18 protein-coding genes and 1 pseudogene are annotated in these 21,699 nt (G+C 40.1%); 3 read left to right on the forward strand and 16 right to left on the reverse strand.

Annotation, left to right across the window (positions count from 1 at the left end; genetic code table 11):
- Positions 1 to 946: 946 nt before the first annotated feature.
- Positions 947 to 6,304, forward strand: a complete 5,358-nt coding sequence (locus tag RRG12_RS02905) for a translocation/assembly module TamB domain-containing protein (RefSeq protein WP_420758286.1) — start codon at positions 947 to 949, stop codon at positions 6,302 to 6,304.
- 609 nt (positions 6,305 to 6,913) lie between these two features.
- Here RRG12_RS02905 and RRG12_RS02910 read toward each other — a convergent pair.
- The 7 genes from RRG12_RS02910 to RRG12_RS02940 all read right to left on the reverse strand — a co-directional run bounded on the left by RRG12_RS02910 (position 6,914) and on the right by RRG12_RS02940 (position 14,027).
- Positions 6,914 to 7,876 (reverse strand): XdhC family protein, encoded by a 963-nt coding sequence (locus RRG12_RS02910; RefSeq protein ID WP_420758287.1) that lies wholly within the window; start codon positions 7,874 to 7,876, stop codon positions 6,914 to 6,916.
- A 48-nt stretch (positions 7,877 to 7,924) separates the two neighbouring features.
- Positions 7,925 to 10,579: a molybdopterin-dependent oxidoreductase gene (locus tag RRG12_RS02915; RefSeq protein WP_420758288.1), complete on the reverse strand. Its 2,655-nt coding sequence runs from the start codon at positions 10,577 to 10,579 to the stop codon at positions 7,925 to 7,927.
- The gene (locus tag RRG12_RS02920; protein WP_420758289.1) at positions 10,564 to 11,367 is read right to left on the reverse strand and encodes an FAD binding domain-containing protein; all 804 of its coding nucleotides are present in this window, start codon (positions 11,365 to 11,367) and stop codon (positions 10,564 to 10,566) included. Before RRG12_RS02920 ends, RRG12_RS02915 begins: the two co-directional genes overlap by 16 nt.
- Before the next feature lie 34 nt (positions 11,368 to 11,401).
- Complete coding sequence (locus RRG12_RS02925) at positions 11,402 to 11,974, reverse strand: ureidoglycolate lyase (protein ID WP_420758290.1); 573 nt, start codon at positions 11,972 to 11,974, stop codon at positions 11,402 to 11,404.
- A 4-nt stretch (positions 11,975 to 11,978) separates the two neighbouring features.
- Entirely contained in the window at positions 11,979 to 12,833 is an 855-nt protein-coding gene (locus tag RRG12_RS02930) for a polysaccharide deacetylase family protein (protein WP_420758291.1), read from the reverse strand.
- Positions 12,834 to 12,844: 11 nt separating this feature from the next.
- Positions 12,845 to 13,774 (reverse strand): polysaccharide deacetylase family protein, encoded by a 930-nt coding sequence (locus RRG12_RS02935; RefSeq protein WP_420758292.1) that lies wholly within the window; start codon positions 13,772 to 13,774, stop codon positions 12,845 to 12,847.
- 94 nt (positions 13,775 to 13,868) lie between these two features.
- The gene (locus RRG12_RS02940) at positions 13,869 to 14,027 is read right to left on the reverse strand and encodes a hypothetical protein (RefSeq protein ID WP_420758293.1); all 159 of its coding nucleotides are present in this window, start codon (positions 14,025 to 14,027) and stop codon (positions 13,869 to 13,871) included.
- Between the two features lie 8 nt (positions 14,028 to 14,035).
- On the opposite strand from RRG12_RS02940, the gene RRG12_RS02945 reads away from it, so the two are divergent.
- Complete coding sequence (locus RRG12_RS02945; RefSeq protein ID WP_420758294.1) at positions 14,036 to 14,164, forward strand: hypothetical protein; 129 nt, start codon at positions 14,036 to 14,038, stop codon at positions 14,162 to 14,164.
- 69 nt (positions 14,165 to 14,233) lie between these two features.
- Positions 14,234 to 14,866: a retropepsin-like domain-containing protein gene (locus RRG12_RS02950; protein WP_420758295.1), complete on the forward strand. Its 633-nt coding sequence runs from the start codon at positions 14,234 to 14,236 to the stop codon at positions 14,864 to 14,866.
- Positions 14,867 to 14,970: 104 nt separating this feature from the next.
- Here the strand turns inward: RRG12_RS02950 and RRG12_RS02955 are convergent, their stop codons facing one another.
- From RRG12_RS02955 to RRG12_RS02995, 9 genes and pseudogenes are all read right to left on the reverse strand, one after another.
- The gene (locus RRG12_RS02955; RefSeq protein WP_420758391.1) at positions 14,971 to 15,216 is read right to left on the reverse strand and encodes an HNH endonuclease; all 246 of its coding nucleotides are present in this window, start codon (positions 15,214 to 15,216) and stop codon (positions 14,971 to 14,973) included.
- A 114-nt stretch (positions 15,217 to 15,330) separates the two neighbouring features.
- Positions 15,331 to 15,576 carry a hypothetical protein gene (locus tag RRG12_RS02960; protein WP_420758296.1) on the reverse strand — a complete coding sequence of 82 codons (246 nt, stop codon included), beginning with the start codon at positions 15,574 to 15,576 and terminating at the stop codon, positions 15,331 to 15,333.
- 83 nt (positions 15,577 to 15,659) lie between these two features.
- The gene (locus tag RRG12_RS02965) at positions 15,660 to 16,031 is read right to left on the reverse strand and encodes a hypothetical protein (protein WP_420758297.1); all 372 of its coding nucleotides are present in this window, start codon (positions 16,029 to 16,031) and stop codon (positions 15,660 to 15,662) included.
- 217 nt (positions 16,032 to 16,248) lie between these two features.
- Positions 16,249 to 16,584 carry a hypothetical protein gene (locus RRG12_RS02970; protein WP_420758298.1) on the reverse strand — a complete coding sequence of 112 codons (336 nt, stop codon included), beginning with the start codon at positions 16,582 to 16,584 and terminating at the stop codon, positions 16,249 to 16,251.
- Between the two features lie 145 nt (positions 16,585 to 16,729).
- A complete protein-coding gene (locus RRG12_RS02975; RefSeq protein ID WP_420758392.1) occupies positions 16,730 to 17,797 on the reverse strand; it encodes a GUN4 domain-containing protein in 1,068 nt (355 codons plus the stop codon).
- 41 nt (positions 17,798 to 17,838) lie between these two features.
- A pseudogene (locus RRG12_RS02980) lies at positions 17,839 to 19,033 on the reverse strand (IS630 family transposase).
- A gap of 37 nt (positions 19,034 to 19,070) precedes the next feature.
- Complete coding sequence (locus tag RRG12_RS02985) at positions 19,071 to 19,421, reverse strand: protein kinase domain-containing protein (RefSeq protein ID WP_420758299.1); 351 nt, start codon at positions 19,419 to 19,421, stop codon at positions 19,071 to 19,073.
- Positions 19,422 to 19,679: 258 nt separating this feature from the next.
- Positions 19,680 to 20,030, reverse strand: a complete 351-nt coding sequence (locus RRG12_RS02990) for a DUF1257 domain-containing protein (RefSeq protein WP_015136553.1) — start codon at positions 20,028 to 20,030, stop codon at positions 19,680 to 19,682.
- 142 nt (positions 20,031 to 20,172) lie between these two features.
- On the reverse strand, positions 20,173 to 21,684 hold the full coding sequence (locus tag RRG12_RS02995; protein ID WP_069074698.1) for an AAA family ATPase: 1,512 nt from the start codon (positions 21,682 to 21,684) through the stop codon (positions 20,173 to 20,175).
- Positions 21,685 to 21,699 lie beyond the last annotated feature (15 nt).

Raw genomic sequence — 21,699 nt, forward strand, 5'->3', positions numbered from 1 at the left:
AGCCAGGGATTGTAAATCCCTGACTAATTGCTCAAGTCTACTGAAGTAGACTGAATATTTTTGGGGATATCTAGTCATCTTCAGATGACTTTAGCTATGAGACAGGGATTTACAATCCCTGGCGGACGTGTGGTTTCGCGTTAAGTTGACACCAATGGTAGGGAACCCACGCCAACCAGGCGTGGGATTGAAAATTTGGACGCATTATGCCTCGTTGCAAGCAATAAGAGCACAAATCTTTTTATTTAGTCGGCTTTATACCCACAACTAAAGTTTTTAATGTTTTTCTATCCCTACTCCCTACTCCCTACTCCCTGTTTTGTAAGGCTACGGTATACACACATCTCTGTGCAAACCCAAAATCGTTGGAGATCCCCCTAAATCCTCTTTAAAAAGGGGGATTTAGGGGGATCTGAAATTTTTGATACCAACAAGAGGACTTTTCAAACATTCTCTAAAATTACTTACCATCGTCATCTATACTAAGTTAGATTCTACAAAGATTAATTTCTATAACCAGGGTTGTATATACAGGAGTTATCTCAAAGTAATTTAATAATAAAACATTACCTAATTTATTCAGGAAATTATTTTATTTAAAAAATATATCTTCAATTTAAATAAATATAGAATCACCTTAAAATACTGCCCAGATTTAGTAACTTCTAAATACTTCTCCTAATTTCAGCAAGGTTTTCTGAAATTGAAAACCAACAAAATTAATATTTGATGACAAAATATGACTCAAAATATATTCAATAATTACGCCAAATTATATAGATAGCTTTGCAGCCCATCTCGTCGGCATAGAATCTAATGGAAAATAGAAACAACTTGCCACAAAGTTCTTGCTTAAGTTCTAATTTTGTGAAAACATAGCTTGTGACTAGTCAATACAACTGTCTCTAGCCTCACTCCAGAAAAAGTACTGGTACTGGTAACAATCATGACGCCATCTCCCAATTCAGGAAACAATCAGGAACCATCTAATCGTCGTGTGTGGCTCCTGCTTTTAGGACGTACCAGTTTGGCTGTGGGTGGGGTTTTGCTGGTTGGAATTGCAGTTGGTGCTTGGTGGGCTAGAAGTTATGTATATAAAGATTTAGCGCCATTAGTGGAGCAAAATCTTCAAGAATTGCTTGGGCGTCCGGTAAAAGTTGGGAATGTTGAACGTTTTTCGCTTTCTAGTCTAAGATTTAGCTCTCTATCAATACCAGCAACTCCCACTGATTCAGATCAGGTGGTTGTAAAAGGCTTGGAGGTTCAGTTTTCGCCGTTGCAAGTTCTTTTTACCCGAAAACTAGGATTAAATGTCACGTTAGTTCAACCTAATGTCTACATCCAACAGGAAAAAGATGATAGTTGGGTGACAACTCAAATTAAGGCGGGGGAAGGAGAAGGTTTTATTCAAATTGAGTTGCAGACGCTTCAAATTCAAGATGGCGATGTCGAGTTGATGCCATTCGCCGCACCAACTAAACCGAAAGGCTCGGTAATATTAGATCAAGTTGGTGGTGTTGCCCGATTTTCAGAGCAAAATCAAAGAATTGGTTATGACATCAATGCTCAACTCACTAGGGGAGGGGCTGTTAAAATTGTTGGCGAAACACAATTAAAAGCTCAACAAACTAACCTCCAACTGCAAACACAAAATTTCAAAGCATCTGATATCAGTCGTTTAATTCAGTTACCTATTGTGCTGCAAGGAGGGAATTTAAATGCTGATTTAGGAGTTCAGATTCCACCCAAGCTGTCAGAAATAGCCGTTACAGGAACAGCTAGCGCTAATCAAGTCACTGCTAAAATTCCAAATATTCCTCAGCAGGTTTCTAATTTTAATGGGAGATTTATATTTCAAGGTCAGACTGTCACTTTAGATAATCTGAGTACGAACATTGGTAAAGTTCCCCTTTTTGCTAATGGAACAATTAATACTCAGACAGGTTTTAATGTCTCTGTTCAAATAAAGCCTGTTAGTGCAAAAAATATCTTAGATACGCTGAATGTAAATTCGACAGTTCCGGCTAATGGGGAAATTCAAGCAAATATTCAAGTACTAGGCGCACTTCAAAAACCAGTCCTGAGCGGTAAAGTAAGCAACACCAAACCGATTCAAGTTGACCGCATTCAATTTAAAACTATCAACACTGATTTCCGCTTGAATGTTTCTGAAACTGGATCTCAACTTGCTGTTTCAAATCTGAATATTGTCCCCGCAGCCGGTGGTCAAATTACAGGCGGCGGTGAAGCTTTACTGGGAGCCAAAGATGAGGTAATGTTTAACGCTCAAGCTGATGGTATATCAGGGGATATATTAGCACGCAGCTATGGCGTAACTCTACCGATCGCAGTTGGCAATGTTTCAGCAAAAGCACAAATCTCTGGCTCACTGAGCAAACAGCCCTTGAACCTTAATATTTCCAACGTTCAAGTTACGCCACCAGTCGGGGGACAAATCACAGCCAACGGTCAAATTCAACTCGCTCCCCAAGGTCAGGTAGGCGTAAATATTCAAGCTCAAGGTATACCAGGAAATGCGATCGCTCAAGGTTACAATATTTCAACCCCGCTCAATATTGGTGGTATATCTGCGAACGCTAGAGTTTCTGGTTCTCTGGGTAAACCCTTAAACGTGAATGTTGCTCGTGTTCAGGCAAATCCAGAGGTGGGAGGGCAAATAACGGCTAGCGGTCAACTTCAACTTGCACCCCAAGGTAGGGTGGCGTTGAATGTCCAAGCACAAAATTTACCAGGAGATGCGATCGCACGAGCGTACAATTCTTCACCCGGCATCACCATTGGCAATGTATCCGCAAATACCAATATTTCCGGCACTCTGAGCAAATTACAAGCAGTAGCGCAGGTGCAAGCACCTACCGCCACCTATCCCACTACCGGACGTGTTGTTATTGCTCAACAAGGAGAAAATATCCTTTTGCCAGATGCAGTTTTGAATGTCGCAGGGGGGACAGTCAGAGCTAGAGGTCAACTGGCACAACAACGTTGGCAAGGAGTTGTCAACACTTCTCAAATTCAACTCAACCGTTTCTCACCAGAACTGCGAGGACGGCTGAATAGCAACATTCAGTTAGCAGGGACAACAGAATCTTTCCAGCTTGCAGATATTCGCGCCGCCGGACAAATCCGCCTTTCCCAAGGAGTAGCGCTGCTGGCAAAACCGCTCACCGCTCAATTTCAATGGAATGGGCAGCAGATTATAGTTGAAAACGCAAGTACCCCAGGATTGAGTGCTAATGGTGCGATCGCTATTCAGTTTCCACCAACTGGCGCACCGGAAATTGCCGGATTTAATTTAAATGTACTGGCGCAGAATTTCAACTTACAAAATACTGGCTTTGAAGTTCCTGGTGACGTAGCCATAGTAGGGTTACTCGATTTTAAAGGACAAGTTACAGGGACTCCAGATGTGCCGCAAGCTAATGGCAATATCCGGCTGCGGAATTTCCAGGTAAGTAACTTGGCGTTTGACCCACTGTTAACCGGAAACGTGAATTTTCAAGGGGGACAGGGGGCAAGTCTGCGATTAGCTGGGCAGCAAGATAGGATAGCGTTGAACCTGGGTGCAGATTATCGTCCAACTTCATTTTTAGTTCAGCGCGATGAAGCTATCACCACAGGTAGAACTGAGGGAGATAACTTGTTCATCAACGCCCAACAGTTTCCCATCGCTTTGATTGGCGGCTTTTTACCCAACAATCAATTGCAACCATTGGGGGGGCAACTATCGGGGAACTTGATTGTTAATCTGAATAATTATGCCATTGCGGGAGACGTTGCGATCGCAGCGCCTCGTGTTGCCAGAGTAGCAGCAGATGAATTTCGCGGCAGCATTAATTATGCTGATGGTACTGCTAGCTTGGCTAATGGTCAATTACGGATTGGAGATAGCAACATCGCCCTCAGTGGAAATGTGCAAACAGGGAATGACCCGCAATTTCAATTCCAAGCTAATTTTGGTCAAACCAGAATTGAGAGACTTTTACAAGCATTCAATATCTTCGACTTTCAAGACTTTGGTACCGGGTTAGAGCCTCCAACCTTAGCTGGAGCAGAGGCACTTAACACCGAGTCTATCAGTTTGCCCGATGCAGATTTGAAAACACAGTTAGCATATTTCTCAAAAATTACAGCATCCATAGCAAAAGAACGGCAAGAAGAGAGACAAGAAACCCCATCTTTGCCCACCCTTGCAGAATTAACAGGTGCTTTGAGCGGAGCAATTACAGCTAGTGGCTCATTAAAATCTGGATTGAACGTCGGCTTTAATTTTCAAGGTGCTAACTGGCAATGGGGAGATTATTCCATTAATCAAGTCGTTGCTCAAGGCAGTTTTGCCGATGGTATCGTCACACTTTCGCCCTTAAGTGTTGGAATCAATCAAGGATTAGTGGCGTTTTCGGGACAGTTAGGAACTGAGCAACTTTCTGGAAACTTGAATGTAGCAAGTTTACCTTTATCACTTTTAGAGCCTTTCATCGAACAATACCCCATAGATATCACTGGTAATGTAAATGCTGATGCCACATTAGCAGGTAGTTTACAAGACCCTAGTGTTAAAGGGGAAGTGACGTTGACAAATGCGACTCTTAACAAACAACCTGTGCAAACAGGACAAGTTAACTTTGATTACAACAATGCTCGTTTGAATTTTGATAGTACCTTATTAGTGACAGGAACCCAGCCAGTTGCCATTACAGGTAGCGTACCTGCTCCGTTACCTTTTGCCGAAGTGCAACCAGATAGCAATCAAATCAGCATCAACGCCAATGTGAACAATGAAGGATTGGCATTGTTAAACCTGTTTACTAATAATCAAGTCGCTTGGGTAGACGGTCAAGGACAAGTAGATTTAAATGTTCAAGGTACTTTAGAAGAACCGATTATTAACGGCAATGCCACACTTAATAATGCAACTTTTCGCGCTGAAGCTTTATCTGAACCCTTAACAAATGTCACAGGAACAGCCCAATTTAATGGTAATACCGTGAATGTTGAAAGTATCCAAGGTACTTACAACGAAGGGCAAATAAATGTATCAGGCATCCTGCCGATTTTTGATCCTCAGCAAGCAGCAAATCCTCTCACAGTCTCAATAGCAGACAAACTCGACTTTGAAATTGCCGGACTGTATGAAGGCGGTGTCGGCGGCGATATCGTAATTCGCGGAACAGCGTTAAAACCTGTAATTGGTGGAGATATTCGACTGAGTGATGGTCAGGTAATTATTGGAAGTTCGGCTACTGCTGAGAAAACAGCAGCAGCGACAGCAGAGGCTAATACTAACGTCATAAATAGAGAAGAGGTTAACCCTAACCTCAAACCTACACCAGAGAATAGCGCTGAACCAGTAGCTACACCAGAAAGTACCGCTAACGCAGTAACTCCACCCAATTTACCTATAGAGTTTGCAGATTTAAAATTGACTTTAGACGACGATGTTCGTGTTACCAGTCAGTCTCTACTCGACTTTGTACCAGGAGGAGCCGCTTTTAGTCAGCCGATATTAAGCTTTGACGCAAGAGGCGACTTGACCATTAATGGAACATTAGCCAAGCCGCTTCCTGAAGGAGTCATTCGCTTGACAGGAGGACGACTGAGCATATTTTCCACTGAGTTTACCTTAGCGCGGGGCTTCGACCACACCGCGCAGTTTATTCCCAGTCAAGGACTTGACCCAAATCTGGATGTCCGACTGATTGCAATTGTCCCGGAAGCATCAGCAAGGAACAGTCGAATTTTGGAATCACCATTATCTGCTGAAATTAGTGATGTTTCTGTAAACAACTTTGGGACTTTACGTAGCGTTCGCGTTCAAGCCAGGGTAGACGGGCCAGCTAGTAGATTGGGCGACAATCTAGAACTGACGAGTGAACCGAATCGTAGTCGAGGAGAAATAGTTGCTCTGTTGGGTGGCTCGATTCTAAATTCTTTCGGTCAAACAAATGCAACCCAAGGACTGACTAATTTCGCTAGTTCTACCATTTTAGGTGGTTTACAAGGAACAATCACTGCGATCGGACAGGCTGTTGGTTTCAGTGAATTTCGGATATTTCCTACTCCATCTACTAACGAAGCATCAAGAGTTTCAATTCTTAATTTATCAGCAGAAGGTGTGTTTGACATCAATAGAAACGTATCTCTTTCTTTATCACGTCCTCTTTCTACTAATGAATCTTTCCTTTACAACGTTCTGTATCGAGTCAATGATGAAATTCTGATGCGAGGCTCAAGTAATTTGGGAGATGAAAACCGATTCTTAGTTGAGTATGAAACTCGATTTTAGCTGACTGCATTGGCATTGTCAGTCAAGATACTTGTGTGTACACCGTAGCCATTGTAGGGAACGGGCTAGGAGTTATACCATTTCACGAAAATCTTGATACATATAGATTTTTCGTAGGGGTAAACAACTTAACGCGAAACCGCACGTCCGCCAGGGATTGTAAATCCCTGTCTCATAGCTGAATGGCACTAAGAAAAACCCAAAAGCTTGTGTCGTCTCGTTCCCAGCCTCCAGGCTGGGAATGTATTTAAAAGAGGCTCTGCCTCAATTCAAGCTACTGGAGGCGGAGCCTCCCAGAATGGATTCCCAGCCTGGAGCCTGGGAACCAGTCAGAACAAGGGCTGTATCTTTTTTTAGTGCCATTCTCTCATAGCTAAAGTCATCTGAAGAATGAGCAATGTGCTTTACCCTTACCCACGTATTTGTATCATTACTAAAGTGAAATGGTATTACGTTTGTATTAAACTCAACTGAGAAGCGCTATAGTCCAATACGGTTCAGTTAAGGTTACTAGTGTAGATAATTTGCCTTTGAAGACGCGATGAATCGCCGTCTCTACAAGTGTTTTGTTGCTCATTCTGAACTGTATTGCGCTATAAGCATCCAGACTTAAATTTTTTCAGATAAAGAAGTCCCAGAACCACCACGACGAACTTTAATTAACTCAGCACAGATACTAACTGCAATTTCCTCTGGCGTTAAAGCACCAATATCTAAACCAATTGGTGCATATATTTGATGTAGAAATTCCGGTTCGTAACCTTCATTTTGCAGGATTTTGTACACAGTGGTGACTCGTTTATTGCTACCAACCATACCGATATATTTTACTGGATACTTACGTAGCAAGCGTAAAACGGCTAAATCTTGAAGATAACCTCTAGTAACTAAAGCGATATATAAATTAGTATTGTTCTCTAATATCTCTTGAATTGACGTGATAGGTTCTGCTAACACCCGCGACGCATCAGGAAATCTTTCTTTTGTGGCAAACTCTGAGCGATCGTCTTGTACAATAACTTGAAAACCTGCTATTTTTGCAACCTGCGTTAGAGAAACAGCAATATGTCCTGCACCAATAATCAATAATATTGGTGGTGCTAGCAAAGGTTCAATTAATGCTGTGGTGTGTAAAGATGCAATTATCTCTGTTTCTAGTAGTAAGTAAGGTTTTTCATCTGTACTCAAGGGCGTGATAATTGTTCCAGAACGCCCAGATATTAAAGTATCTATAATCTGATTAACTAAATTCAAGCTTTCACTGCCTGACCATAACTCTAATAATACTTGCATTGTGCCACCACAAACGCCTTGAGTTTCTCTTTGCGGTGCGCCAGATAAATCAATTTCTACAAATTGTTTTTTACCTGTTTGCAGTACTTGCAAAGCTTGCTGATAAACTTTTGCTTCTCCAGCACCACCGCCAATTGTTCCAAATGTTTTAGCATCGGCGCTAATGAACATTTTCGCGCCTACTTCTCTGGGTGTGGAACCTTTGATGCTGGTGACAGTAGCTAAAACTACAGGGCTTTTTTTTAAGGTTTTTGCTAGTTGTTGGTAGAAGTCAAGCATTGATGATGACGAACCGCAAAGGACACAAAGGAAGAAAAGAGTTTCAGTTTAAAAGTTGTTTAGTTTTTGCCAAACTCTTTCGGGTGTTATGGGAAGTTCGTATAGTCTACAATCTGTAGCGATCGCAGCGCGAATTGCATTTGCGATCGCTGGCGCTGTACAATTGGTGGTGATTTCCCCAACTCCTTTAGCGCCATAAGGACCGTGGGGGTCGGCTTGTTCTACTAAAATTACTTCTATTGGTGGCATATCTGCCGCTGTGGGGATGCGATATTCTCGTAATGTGGGGTTTAAAATACATCCTTGTTGATCAAATAATAGTTCTTCACTTAAAGCATAGCCAATTCCCATTGCTATTCCCCCCATTGCTTGTCCGTGACAAATTCGCGGATTAATTGCTTTACCTAAATCAATAGCTTGCACACATCGTAAAACTTGAATTTTACCAGTTTCTATATCAACTTCTACTTCCACACCTTGAACAGCGAAAGTTAAAGTTGATTCATCTGCTGCATAAGTTACCTCTTCACTTAATTCTTCTCTGTTATCTCCACGCTTCTGCGGTTCATTTTCTAATCTCTCCCGTAATTTTTCCGCCGCTAATTTAACTGCTTGTCCAGAAATATAAATTGTCGCAGAAGCATAAGAACCAGCATCAAAAGGTGTGCGTTGAGTATCTCCAGAAATAATATTGATATCTCCAACACTCACGCCTAAAACTTCTGCTGCTATTTGCCGCAATGTAGTATCTGAACCAGTCCCAACATCTACAGAACCAGTTCTTAATTCATATTTGCCATCAGCTAAAAGTGACAATTTGACTTTGGCAAGATGAATTTTAGATAATCCACTACCCTGCATAGAAACAGCGAATCCGACACCACGGTGGCGAGAATCTTCTACACTTGGTGGTGTACCAGGAACGTAACCAAGTGACTGGGTAACTTTTTCCCAACATTCGAGAACTGCGTAACTACCAATTAAGTTAAAGTGGTCTTCAGACTTCCCTAAATTAATTACATCTCCCGGACGAATGAGATTTTTCAAACGCACTTCTATAGGGTCAATATTGAGCTTATGAGCAATTTCATCGATTTGGCTTTCCATTGCAAAAGTGCCTTGAGTTGCACCATAACCGCGAAATGCACCCGCTGGCATTGTATTTGTATAAACGGCAAAACCCCGCAATCTTTTATTTGGACAACGATATAAACCTAGAGGGATATAACCTGATAAAAATACTACTGTCTGTCCATGATTACCATAAGCACCAGTGTTACCAATTATTTCCATATCTTGGGCAATAATTGTACCATCTGCCTTGACACCACTTTTAATTTTAATTGTCATAGCATGGCGGCTATTTGTGGCAATAAATTCCTCTTTTCTGGTAAATTCCCACTGCACGGGTTTACCTGTGCGGAGGGTTGCTAAAACACAGAGGTCTTCTGATAAAATTTCTTGTTTGTTGCCAAATCCACCGCCAAGTTGTGCTTTATAAACGCGGATTTTATCTTGAGGAAAGTTGAAAATTTGTGAGAGTAACCGCTGACAATGAAATGGGACTTGAGTACTGGAACGCACAACTAGATTACCATCTGATTCTAGCCAACTAATAGTTATATGCGGTTCGAGGTGGACGTGTTGTACTGCTGGTAGTTTGTAAGTGTTCTCGACAATTAAATCTGCTTCAGAAAACCCCTGTTCTAAATCACCAGATTCGAGAAATATATGTCCAGCGATATTGCGATTTCTATCAGGAATTTGTGATGATTCTGGTTCATCATGAATCACAACACCGCTATCATTCATTGCCTGTGTTGGGTCGATGACATGGGGTAATATTTCATAATCGACGGCAATTAATTGACAAGCTTGTTCGGCAATAGTTACTGATTCTGCAACTACAGCTGCAACGCGATCGCCTACAAATCTTACTTTATTATCTAATAGGTAATGATCTAACGGATCGGGTACTGGTTCAGCGTGTCCAGCGGTGGTATAAGGTATTCTGGGTACATCTTCGTGGGTGAAAATGGCAACAACACCGGGGAGTGCTTTGGCTTCCTGGGTGTCAATTTTGCAGATACGGGCGTGGGGATGAGGCGATCGCAATACTTTAAGATGTAATAATCCAGGTGGTGAAATATCTCCTGTATAGGACGCTTTCCCGGTGACAATGGCTGTACCATCTTGTTTGGGAATGCTTTCTCCTACTGAGTGGGGAGTGGGGAGTCGGGAGTCGGGAGTCGGGAGTGGTGAGTTTTGAGAAAGTCGAATACTGTCAATAATCGCTTGATATCCAGTACAGCGACAGAGGTTGCCTTTTAAAGCTAAACGCAGTTCATCCTCTGATAATTCGGGTAACTTTGCTGCACTCATAATCATCCCAGGTGTGCAGAAACCACATTGAAAACCTTGTGCTACCAGAAATGCTTGCTGCATCGGCGCAAGTTCACCATTCTGGGAAAGTCCTTCTATAGTAGTTACCGATTGATTTTTAATTCGCATTGCCGGATAAATGCAACTATGGATAGGTGTATCATTTACCCAAACTGTGCAAGCACCACAATCGCCAGAATCGCAAACACGATGAACACCAAACCAGCCTAATTGACGTAATAAACTTAAAAGGCTAGTTCCAGGGTGACAATTTTCTGTATAAGACTGATGATTAACTTTAAATTTTAACTGTTCTGGCATAATAAAGCTGATAGCGATCGCTTGATTAAAACTGCCGTCAATTCTCGGCGATAAATTGCACTCGCCTTGGCATCTTCAATAAAATTTACCTTTTGTAAAAACGCGAAATCTTGCGTCTCCATATCGTCTAATTCCAGCAGTTCAGGTGCAGCAACACTAGCACCAATAACACAGCGCACCTGTTGATGATTTCTAGCACTGACAACTATTGCTAAAGCTGGGTCACTTGTAGCAATACCAAAGCGTTGATAATTAACTTTCCATTTTAAATTAGATAGCGGAATTAAAACTCGCCTTAATATTTCTCCTGATTGCAAAATTGTGGATTTAAAACCAAGTTGAAAATCTTTTGCTGCAACTTGATGCGACTCTCCTTTGATATTCCAAATTTCGTAACTTGCATCTAACGCCACCATTAATGGTGCTAAGGTTCCCACTGATAAAGCCAGACAAATATTGCCTCCCACCGTCGCCACATTAATTATTTTTAATGATGCTGCTAATGAAGCAACCGCACTTTTTAATCCCTCGACTGCTGTCCATTCCGCTAACCAAGGATATTCTAATAATTTAATTAATGGACAAGTCGCACCAATAATTAAATAATTTTCTTTAACTTCAATCTCTGACCATCCCAAATGCTGAATATCTACCAGCGCTTTCAGATGTGGTTGTGGTTCAGAAAATAGCCATGTTCCACCCGCTAACCAAGCCCAATCTTCACCCCAATTGGTGATAGTTTGAATATTATCAGGATTTAAATAAGTTTCGACGTTTGGCAAATCCATCTTTTATTTAAACGCAGAGTAGCGGAGAGGTTTTTCAAATATCTAGCTGAATTGTATAACCTAATCTTTTTGGTAGGGAAATCTTATAAACATCGCCTTGATTCATCTCGTCTGGTGTCTGCATTTGACTCAAGGCGGTGACAACTTCATCAGAATTTGCCGTGAGGATGATAACGGAGCGATCGCAAGCTATGGGAAAATCATGCCAAGTACCAATATGCAGCAATAGTCCATAGCCAGGAGGAAACCGTAGCGCTTTCACTTGATTTAAGTCTGGCAATGTTTCGCCATTATCGTGATTAGGCGACGCTAAGACCATAATAAATGGTGATTGTCCCAAACCGATAAACATTTGGGTCATGTGTATATGGCGTTCTAGCCAGACAATCGGCGGATATCCTGGCATAATCTTGGCTGTTCTGAAGGTTGCTGTTCCCCGATAGGTAAAGTCAATATTTTCGCCTTCTAGTACCCTTTCTTGATAAAAGGGAATTCCTAATCCGGGTTTGCTGACATCATCGCCTAAGAGATGTCCATAGGGTTTGACGTTTTCTGTGTTAGCTTCAATTACAGGTATTTTTAGAATTTGGGTTTGTGAAATAGTCATAATTTCATTGTGATTGATTTATCCAATTGTAAATACCTTCACCTGTCGTTAGCCAAGTATCAGGTTTATTTTTAATATGTAGTAAACATTGTTTTAAATATTTTAATCGCAGTGGTTGACCAACAATAAATGGATGCAAGCCAATCGCCATTACTCGTCCTTCAGATTCTCCATCTTGCCAGAGTTGGTCAAATTGGTCTGTTATTGCTTGGGCAAATTCTACACCAGAAAAGCGGTTACTCAAACACAAGCTAATGTCATTTGCTTCGATAGTGTAAGGAATTGCCAACAAGCGACCATTGGGTAATGGATACCAATAAGGTTGGTCATCGTTTACCCAATCAGCGGTATAAACAATTCCGGCTGAATGCAGTAATTCAAAAGTTGACTCGGTAATCGAAAATCCTGGTGTTAACCAACCTTTAGGAGTTTTACCAGTAGCTTGACGGAGCAAAATTAGAGTTCTATCAATTATATCTATTTCTGTTTCTCGATCTATGCTACTATGTCCAGTGGAATTATTAATGCCATGCGCCATCACTTCCCAGCTATATTGCTGTATAGCTGCCATAATTTCAGGATAAAATGTACAAATATCGCCGTTAACTGCGGCTGTTACCGGAATTTTTAATTCATCAAATAGTTCAAACAAACGCCAAATACCAACGCGATTTCCATAGTCTCGCCAACCATAGTTAGCAATTTCTGGGTGACTATTTAAATGAGGTTGAATTGCTGTTCCTAGTTTGCCAAAAGTAAAATGTTCTACATTCATCACCACCCACACAGCAACTCTGGCATTATTCGGCAATTTTAATAATGGACGTTGTGTAATGGGTTGAAAAGATGGAGGTTGCATTGTCTTTATCACTAATGATTCAGCTGATGGTTTGGATGTTCATCCTTTGTAACTGTAGGTGAAGCTACCTCCAGCAGGTTTTGTTCTTCGGCTTGCATTTCCAAAAGTCGGGGAATCGTCACAAATCGATAGCCTTGAGCCTTCAAACCTGCGATCATTTCTGGTAAAGCCTTAACAGATTTGGAACGGTTTCCGCCCCCATCATGCATCAGTACAATTGCACCAGGTTTAGCATATTTCAGCACATTTTTAACCAGCATTGCTACTTGAGGCGAACGAAGTCTAGCATCTCCCGACTCTTCAGACCACATTATGACAGCGTACTTCTCGTTTTTGGCATATTGGGCTAGTCCATTATTCAGAAAGCCACCAGGGGGGCGAAACAGAGTAGTTTTCTCTCCTGTAGTCTTGTAGATGATGTCTGCTGTGCGATCAATTTCACTAGCCGCAGTAGCCCCATCCATTTGAAAATACCAATGATGCCATGTGTGGTTACCAATTACGTGACCATCAGCAGCCACTTGCTTCGCAACTTGGGGAAAATATTTCACCATTTGTCCGAGCATGAAGAACGTTGCCTTGACATCATTTTTCTTCAAAATTTCTAAAATCTGCGCCGTATTTTTGGGGCTGGGCCCATCATCAAAAGTTAGGGCGATAACTTTCTCATTTCCTTTGAGTTTTGCTTGATAAATGATTGTTCCCTGAAATGCCTTTGGCACTTGATTCATCTGGTATGTAGCTGGGCTGATATTCTGTGCGGATGCACTTATCAGCTTGTTCTGACTAGCTTTACTACTCTCGCTTTTTGGCTTTATAATTCCCAACAGATTCTCAAATCCGCTTGTAGCTAAAAGCAAACTGATACCTAAACTACTAGCACCAGTAAGCAATGTAATGATTACTAATTTAAGTAACAAAGATAATTTACGACTGGACACATTGAATCTCCTCAAATAGTAGTTAACCAATAGGGTCAAGGACTTCGCAGACACCAGCTAAACCTGCTAATCCACCACTAATTAGGAGAGTTAGCTAAATAATGCGTAGGCATAGCCCGTCGTAGATATCGCTCTTTATCCCAGCATACACCGCAGTCTTGGGAATAGAACCAACTACCCGCACGCTGAAAACAAAAATTGAATCAGCATAGATATCAATTACCGAAAACACTTTATGGAAAAAGACTTTCATGAAAATAAGTGTACAAAAGTGGATCTTCTGCGATCGCACACGACACATTACCCGAAACAAGCAAAATGATACACATGAAGGGTTTTAGTTCTAGTGGTGGGTTTATTTTAGATTTAGATTTAAGTCAGGTTTGGTAGCTCACCTCTTGCACCAGACAATTAAAATAGTGCTAGAGATATTCCACATCCACAGACAAAATTAAATATATGAACACAACTCCCTCTAAAAGAGAAAGAGATGAAATACTCAAGTGGTTGAATCGTAACCGCCAGATGCTATTAGATTTGTATAAAAATCAATATATTGCTTACAATGCGAATGGAATAATTGCTCAAAGCGAGAACTTACGCGAAGTTTTAGCATTAGCTAATGCTGCAAAACAGCCTTTTTTAATTTACCTAGTTCCCCGTCGCACTGCTTCTATAGAAATTTTACCAATTCGCTTCCGTAGCATCGCTCGCCATGATTGGCAACCCAATTATAGTGTTATTTTAAAACACGGAGATATAGAATCTAATACAACAATGTTAGTAGATTCTGGTGCTGAATTAAGTTTAATTTCATTAAAACTTGGTCAAGATTTAGGCTATGCTTTAGCTGATTCCGAATCAACTTTGTTGGCAGAAACTATAGGTGGCAGAGTTGAGTATGTTTTACGTAATGTCGAAATGACAATTGATGAACACAACTTTATTACTCCTGTAGCATGGTTACAAACCAATACAGGCGGAGAACAATTGCTTTTAGGGCGAGAAGTTGTATTTGATAAATTTAATATTGAATTTAGGCAAGCTGAGGAGCAAATTATTTTTACATGGCGTGAAGATTTGAAATCATAAAAAAGCGGGCTAACGTTTACTTTTCCTGTAATTTTGCTCAAATTTCAGTTGGTGGATGCCAGCCAGCAGACACCCAAGCTTGCCTGACAGTTACAGCATAAGGATTATTCAGTTGCAAACGCTAATACGGTTGCACGACCACAGACAGTCAAACCTGTAATCTGAGTGCCGTTGTTTGCCCAAGTGAAATGACGTGACCATTTTTGTTGACGAGGATTGAAGAGTTTGACTTTACGGCTCGTTACGGGATCTTTAGCATAGGTCTGAATACCTTTGTAGGCATTGCATAACCTACAGGCAAGCCATAGATTCTCCTCATCATCAGTACCACCTGCTGCTTTGGGAATGATGTGTTCAAATTTCTAAAACTCCCAGAACATACTTTTGGAGACTAAGGCAATAACCACACTGGTGATTCGCCCGTATGCGTATCTGCGTCCGGACTTTTTCAGGAATCTGACTCACTAGCTTAAGGGTTCAATCAACCCACGTTTGACAGCTTCGCTTAACGCAGTGGCTTTTCTTAAAAGTCCTTCTTGATACACCTGCATCAGGGTTTGTAACTCTGAGCGATCGCCTTCACTAAGAGTACCTGATTGTTGGCGATCGAGCATTTCGCTCAACCGAGTATCCTGTTCTAATTCCATTTGCAGTTCGGTCAGCACTAAGACTTGTTCATCAGAAAGGACACTAAAAGACTGTGCCTTCATCTATTACTACGTGGGTTTCTTTTGGATTGAAATTAAGTTTGGTAAGGTGTATGTTTTTTTCTAATTTATTGATATGATAATATTTATTTTTCGTTATTTTTAGCTCCAAAATAAAAACCTAATACCGTTCCTATTAATCCAGTTTGTGATGTAATTACTAGGGTTATTAAATCTTTAAAATAATTTCTGTCTTCCTTATCTGGAGTAAATGCTGCAATTCCCGTCAAAACAAAACTTAAGAATAATGTTCCTATTAATGTATAAACTAAATATAAAGCAAGTTTAGTTCTTGTTTCTTCTTGTTTTACTGGAATTTGTTTAATTTGAAGATTTGTATCCTTTATTTCTGGAATAAGATGGTTTATGTCAAATTGCTTTAATGTAATATGACTTTTTGTTAAAGATTCTACTTCTTCCGGCTTCGGAAGATTTTTTAGGATTTGATCATTAGTCACTCTTAACATTCCTTTATTAATTTGGTTCTTTATTAGCTAATATGTCAAAGTATAAGTTAAACTTCAAAAGTTCACATTCAAAAAATTAAGTTTATAAAGTTTCGATTATAAGAAACCTCCGTTTATTAAAAAAATGAAGCCTATTTTTGCTGTTAGACAATACTTTCAGATTTTTAGCGGATTAATTTAGCATACCAATTAATGAAGAGCTATTAATTTATTTAAATGTGATTTCTCCTATAGTGTTATCTTTAGTTTTAAGAAGTATTTGTCCTCCTTGAATTTTGGTAATGTCATAAATATAAGCCTCTGTTGCAATAGCTTTTTGGAGTGCTAATTCAGGAGTAATCTTTTGGTTATCAGCAAGCCACTTCAAGACTCTAGCCACTTCTACGGGAACACTTACCTGGATTAATTCATTTTTGTTTTCAATGTCCTGTAAAGAATCTCCAATTTGTATTGAATTTCCAACAGCTATACTACCGGAGGCAATTCCGCTGATTGTAGAACCAGCGCTGTGGCCTGCTTTTATTGCATCTGATGAAGAACTCATGAAATTTCTAAAAGTTAGTAAACTGAGTAATATCAAAAATATACATCAATGAATATCCATTCTGACTCTACTTTATTAAAGTGTATATATTCAAGTCTATATTTTATGTTTTTATAAAGATTTTTGAAAAAGGCGATATTCTTCTTTAATCGAATTCCCTTTCAAATCTTCTGATAAAGGCGATAGTCTTTTTTAATCCAAAGCCTTGTAAATACCTTTTCAGCAAAGTCAACGGATTAATACCTACTATTCCAATTGGTAGATGGCCTATAGGAGCATCAATTCCGAATTTAATTTTATTAGGTGCTAAAGAATCAAAGAGTATTCTAATATCCCAGCCTACCCATTTTATAAATTTTTCATATATTTTTTCTTCATTTATTCCTTGGATATCTTCCAAATTTCTTTTAATTTCACACCATATTTCATATTGTGTACTAAAGCCAAACTTACCATCACTATGTCTCTGCCATAGTTTATTAATTGTACTTAAAACTTCAGAAGAAATGTGATCTATGTCTTCTATTCTAATAGAACCATCTTGTTCTCTACCAACTGATTTAAGTATAAGTCTTACTGTTTCTCTGTCTGCTTCTCTAAAGTTTTTTTCTTCCAGATAGCATTTTAATGCTTGATACTTTCTATCTACATAATTTTCTGGCAGATCAGGGGCTAGCAAAAAATTCAAATCTTTTATGACTTCGTTAGCAGTTTGATATCGTTTCTTAGTATCCAAATACGTCATTTTATCTATAATATTTGCTAAATTTTTCCTCCTAAAATTAGTTTCAAATCTAAATGTTTCCCAGTTAATTTTTCCTGTATCAGAGTATCGTGGGAAATTGTCTTGCACTTTATCTTCAGGTTTTTCAGGAAAAATATAATAACTCCAAGGATTTTCACCTGTTAAAGCTTGAAATCCAATCATGCCTACTGCAAAAATATCACTAGAACGTCTTGGTTGACCTTCGATTTGCTCAGGCGGCATATAACCAGGAGTGCCAATCATTGCTGTTGGAGTTCCACTATTATTATTAATAATTTCTTTAACTGCACCAAAATCAATTAGCACAATCTTGCCATCTTGACTTCTCCTCATGATATTAGCTGGTTTAATGTCTCTGTGTATGATGGGTTCACTCTGTCTATTTTCATTGTTTTGGTCATGGACAAATTCCAAAACTTCTAAAATTTCTTTTAATAATTGAAATATTTTTTGTTCTTTTTCTTGTAAATTTCTAAGCTAATCGGCATTTAAATTGCAACATAGGCACTATTGCCCTTGTTTTTATATTTCGATGCCACTTAATGACTAGCTCACCCTGGTTCAATAGCCTATCGAGTAAAGACTTTAACTCATCTACTGATTGAAATAGACGATGAGCAATGTATTCCTTACATGAATACCAGACTAATTCGATGATGTTGTAATCAGGACTATATGCAGGCAAAAACTCTAATACGAAATTAGGGAGTTCCTGGGCGATTTTAACGAGAATGTCCTTACGTTTATGGAAACTAGCATTATCTAAAATTAAAATAATCTTGGGGCCAATATTCTGAAAATCATCGTTGCTGAATCCAGAGCTTATCCACTCTTCTTTAATTAATTTATTTAGTTGCTGTAATTGCTCATAAAAGATATCTCCCTCACCTTTTTTAATAAAAAAACATACCCGTTTCCGATCTCCTTCTCGGATTCCTCCCATAACATTGACCCGACCACGCCGACGTTGCCCTGTAAGATTTTTGCGTTTTCCTCGCTTACCCCAATTTTTACGGCGAATTACACGTAAACTGAAACCGCTCTCACGCCCATTTCCATACCTGCATACGCTCTGGTTGCTCTCTTGCTATTGTCAAATATTGGGCAAGCTTCTCTTGGAATTCTGCTCTAATTAGAGGATCTTGTTTATCTTCTAAATCATACTTAGCCCAAATATAACTATACTTTTTTCGCTTTAATATCCTCCTAACTTGAGAACTACTTAAATCAACTCCTGTTTGTTCTGTTAAATATGTTGCTAATCTTTCTGCTGTCCATCGACCAAATTCATAACCCAAATCTGATGGTTCTCTATCAACTGTTTTTAATAACAGTTCAATATATTCAGGCGTGGCTTTTCGGTTATGCTCATACTCTCGTTTATTATGTAAACTTTCTAGGTTATCTGGATCTCCATGCATACACCAATAAGCAACAGTTCTCAAGTGACCTTGGTGTTCCTAGTCCTTCAAGGTTATCTGGATCTCCATGCATACACCAATAAGCAACAGTTCTGGGCGAACAACCTAGAAATCTAGAAATTTCTTGTTGTGTTTTGCCATCGTTTTGGAGCAGAATAATTAAAATTCTTTCCCTTACGTGCGGTAGTTCGCTCTCCTTAAGAGCCTGCTGTAGCTGAGTAACTTGTTCTAAAATTAAAAAGTTTTTGGCTGGTGGTGGCATACTTTTTTCAATCGACTCTGCATTTATATTATGCAGCTTAAATGCCGATTAGCTTATTACGAGCTATTGCTTGCACTTCATTTTCTATAGTACTTCCATCAATAAACTCTTGTACTAAATAATATTGTTGATCTTCTTCAAAATAATCAATTAAGGTAGGAATTTGAGGATGATCACCCAAATTCTTGAGAATTTTCGCTTCTTGCTGAAATAATTCTTTGGCTCGGCGTGAATCAATTTTATGCAACCACTTAACTACAACTATTTTTTGTTCGTATTTATCAACTGCCTTATATGTGCAACCAAATCCTCCAGATGAGATTTTTTCTTGAATACGGTAGTGCTGATTAAGTGTTCTTCCTATAAGCTCTTGATTATTAGATAACATATAATTTTTATTTATCTAAATGTGAAATAAACTACATAGCATATCTTTAGAAATAAGAATACCATAAAATTAAGTTTTTATAGCATTCTAAGATGAAAACCTTTTTTTACTTTTAATACAAAATAATTTAGACCATAAACTAATATTTTTTGAAAAAAAATCGGGACTGAGAAATACATCTCAGTCCCGATAAAAAAGCGGGCTAACCGCTATTTATATGGTTAACCCGTGCAGCTTTGGGAACGCGCAGAGAAATTGTTATTGCAATACCAACTTCACATTGGCGTTTTGCAGACCGCGCTGTTTTACTTCAGCCAAAGTTTTGTTAACGGCATACTTTTGGTTGATTGAGTTGATCAACTCGGTTTGGTTGTGCTTCTTAGCAACGCCCCACAAGTCAGCGATTAGGTCAAAAGAACCATCGCTATTGCGAGACCAGCCGAGGTCATATTCGCCTTCCAACACGGCAACGATGTCAGAACGGACACGCTGACCGTTATAACCACGGACATCAGCTTCAGTCTTTACGCTGATACCGAGGTCGCGCAAAGAAGCTTTGAGGATTTCGGCATCGGTGATCTTGGTACGCAGGGTGCTAAAGTGAGACATTTGGGTTTCCTCCAATGAGAAGATTGAGAAAAACGACAACGGTTTGTTTTGGGCGAAGCCGCGCTTAATTAGGATGCGGCTTTTCTTATAACTGCTAGCATTTTCAGCTAGCCTTTCCCCCTGGGATGGCAGAGGAAAGCTTTTAAAACTCCATTCGCTGATATTCAGCAACGGAGGATGCTGCGGGGCGTGCACGCTGTCTGGCCCAATCTCTCAGAGCCGTTACTTGTTCTTGCATCGTTCGAGACAGCGGCAATGTTGCCTTCAGTGCAGCAATAATATCTAGTTGGGTGAACTCCCGATCTTGGGCAAAAGCTTCATACATTGCCGCAACGATCGCTTGCTCAACTTCTGCCCCAGAAAAGCCATCAGACATCTTAGCTAGTTGCTCAAGATCGAATCGAGAGATGTCTTCACGGCGTTTGGTCAGGTGGATATTAAAAATATCCTGCCGCTCTTCTGGCGTTGGCAGATCCACAAAGAAAATTTCATCAAAGCGTCCTTTCCTCAAAAACTCGCCAGGTAAGCGTTCTACTCGGTTGGCGGTTGCCATGACAAACACTGGTGACTTCTTATCTTGCATCCATGTGAGGAAAGAGCCGAAGATTCTACTTGAAGTCCCGCCATCAGAATCGGAGGAACCTCCACTACCAGCAAAGGATTTATCTAATTCATCGATAAACAAAATCGCTGGAGAAATAGATTCTGCTGTTTTCAGGGCGTTTCGCAGATTTGCCTCACTTCGTCCCACCATTGAGCCGTCGTAGACTCGCCCCATATCCAACCGCAACAGTGGTAAACCCCACAGCCGGGAAGTAGTTTTGGCAATTAATGACTTACCGCAACCAGGAACCCCTAGAATTAACATCCCCTTTGGTTGAGGCAAACCATACTCTCTCGCTCTTTCTGTGAAAGCGTTAGAGCGTTGCTTGAGCCATCTCTTTAACTCTTCTAAGCCACCTACAGCATCAATGGTTTCATCTTCTTCGATGTATTCTAAGATCCCATTGCGGCGAATTAGTTGCTTTTTCTCAGATAAAACAATATCTACTTCATCTTCCGTCAAACGCCCTGTAGTTACCTGTGCCTTACGGTAGACTTTTTCAGCTTCGTCTTTAGTTAGACCTAAAGCGGCTCTGAGAAGTTTTTCTCTGGCTTCTGTTGTCAGCCGCCGACCACGATTTTGCTCTATATGGTGAGTTAGTACTTTATTCAACTCAACCATATCTGGCAAAGTAAAGTCGAGAACGACAACTTCCTTTTCCAGTTCTATAGGCACTTGTTGCATCGGAGACATCAAAACGATGTTCTTCTGCATACCTTTGAAACTAGCGATCGCATCACGTAACGATCTGTTAGTTGCAGGCGCATCTATAAAGGGATGTAAATCTTTAAGAATAAATATACTTGGTTCTTTCTGGCGGATAATCCACTCAATCGCCGCCTCTGGAGACACGGTATTATGTTGAGTAACATTCCGGGGTTGACCATACTCCACAATCCCGTGTGTTACTGTCCAAATAAATACTCGGCGCTGGGGCTTTAACAACTGGGCGATTGTGGAAATTGCTTGCTCGGCCCTCTCTTCCTCGGAGGTCACAAGGTAGATTAAAGGGTATTGAGCTTGAATTAGGATATTGAGCTCTTCTTTCATACTTCGACCTACTTG

Source organism: Nostoc sp. CALU 546 (assembly GCF_048836525.1).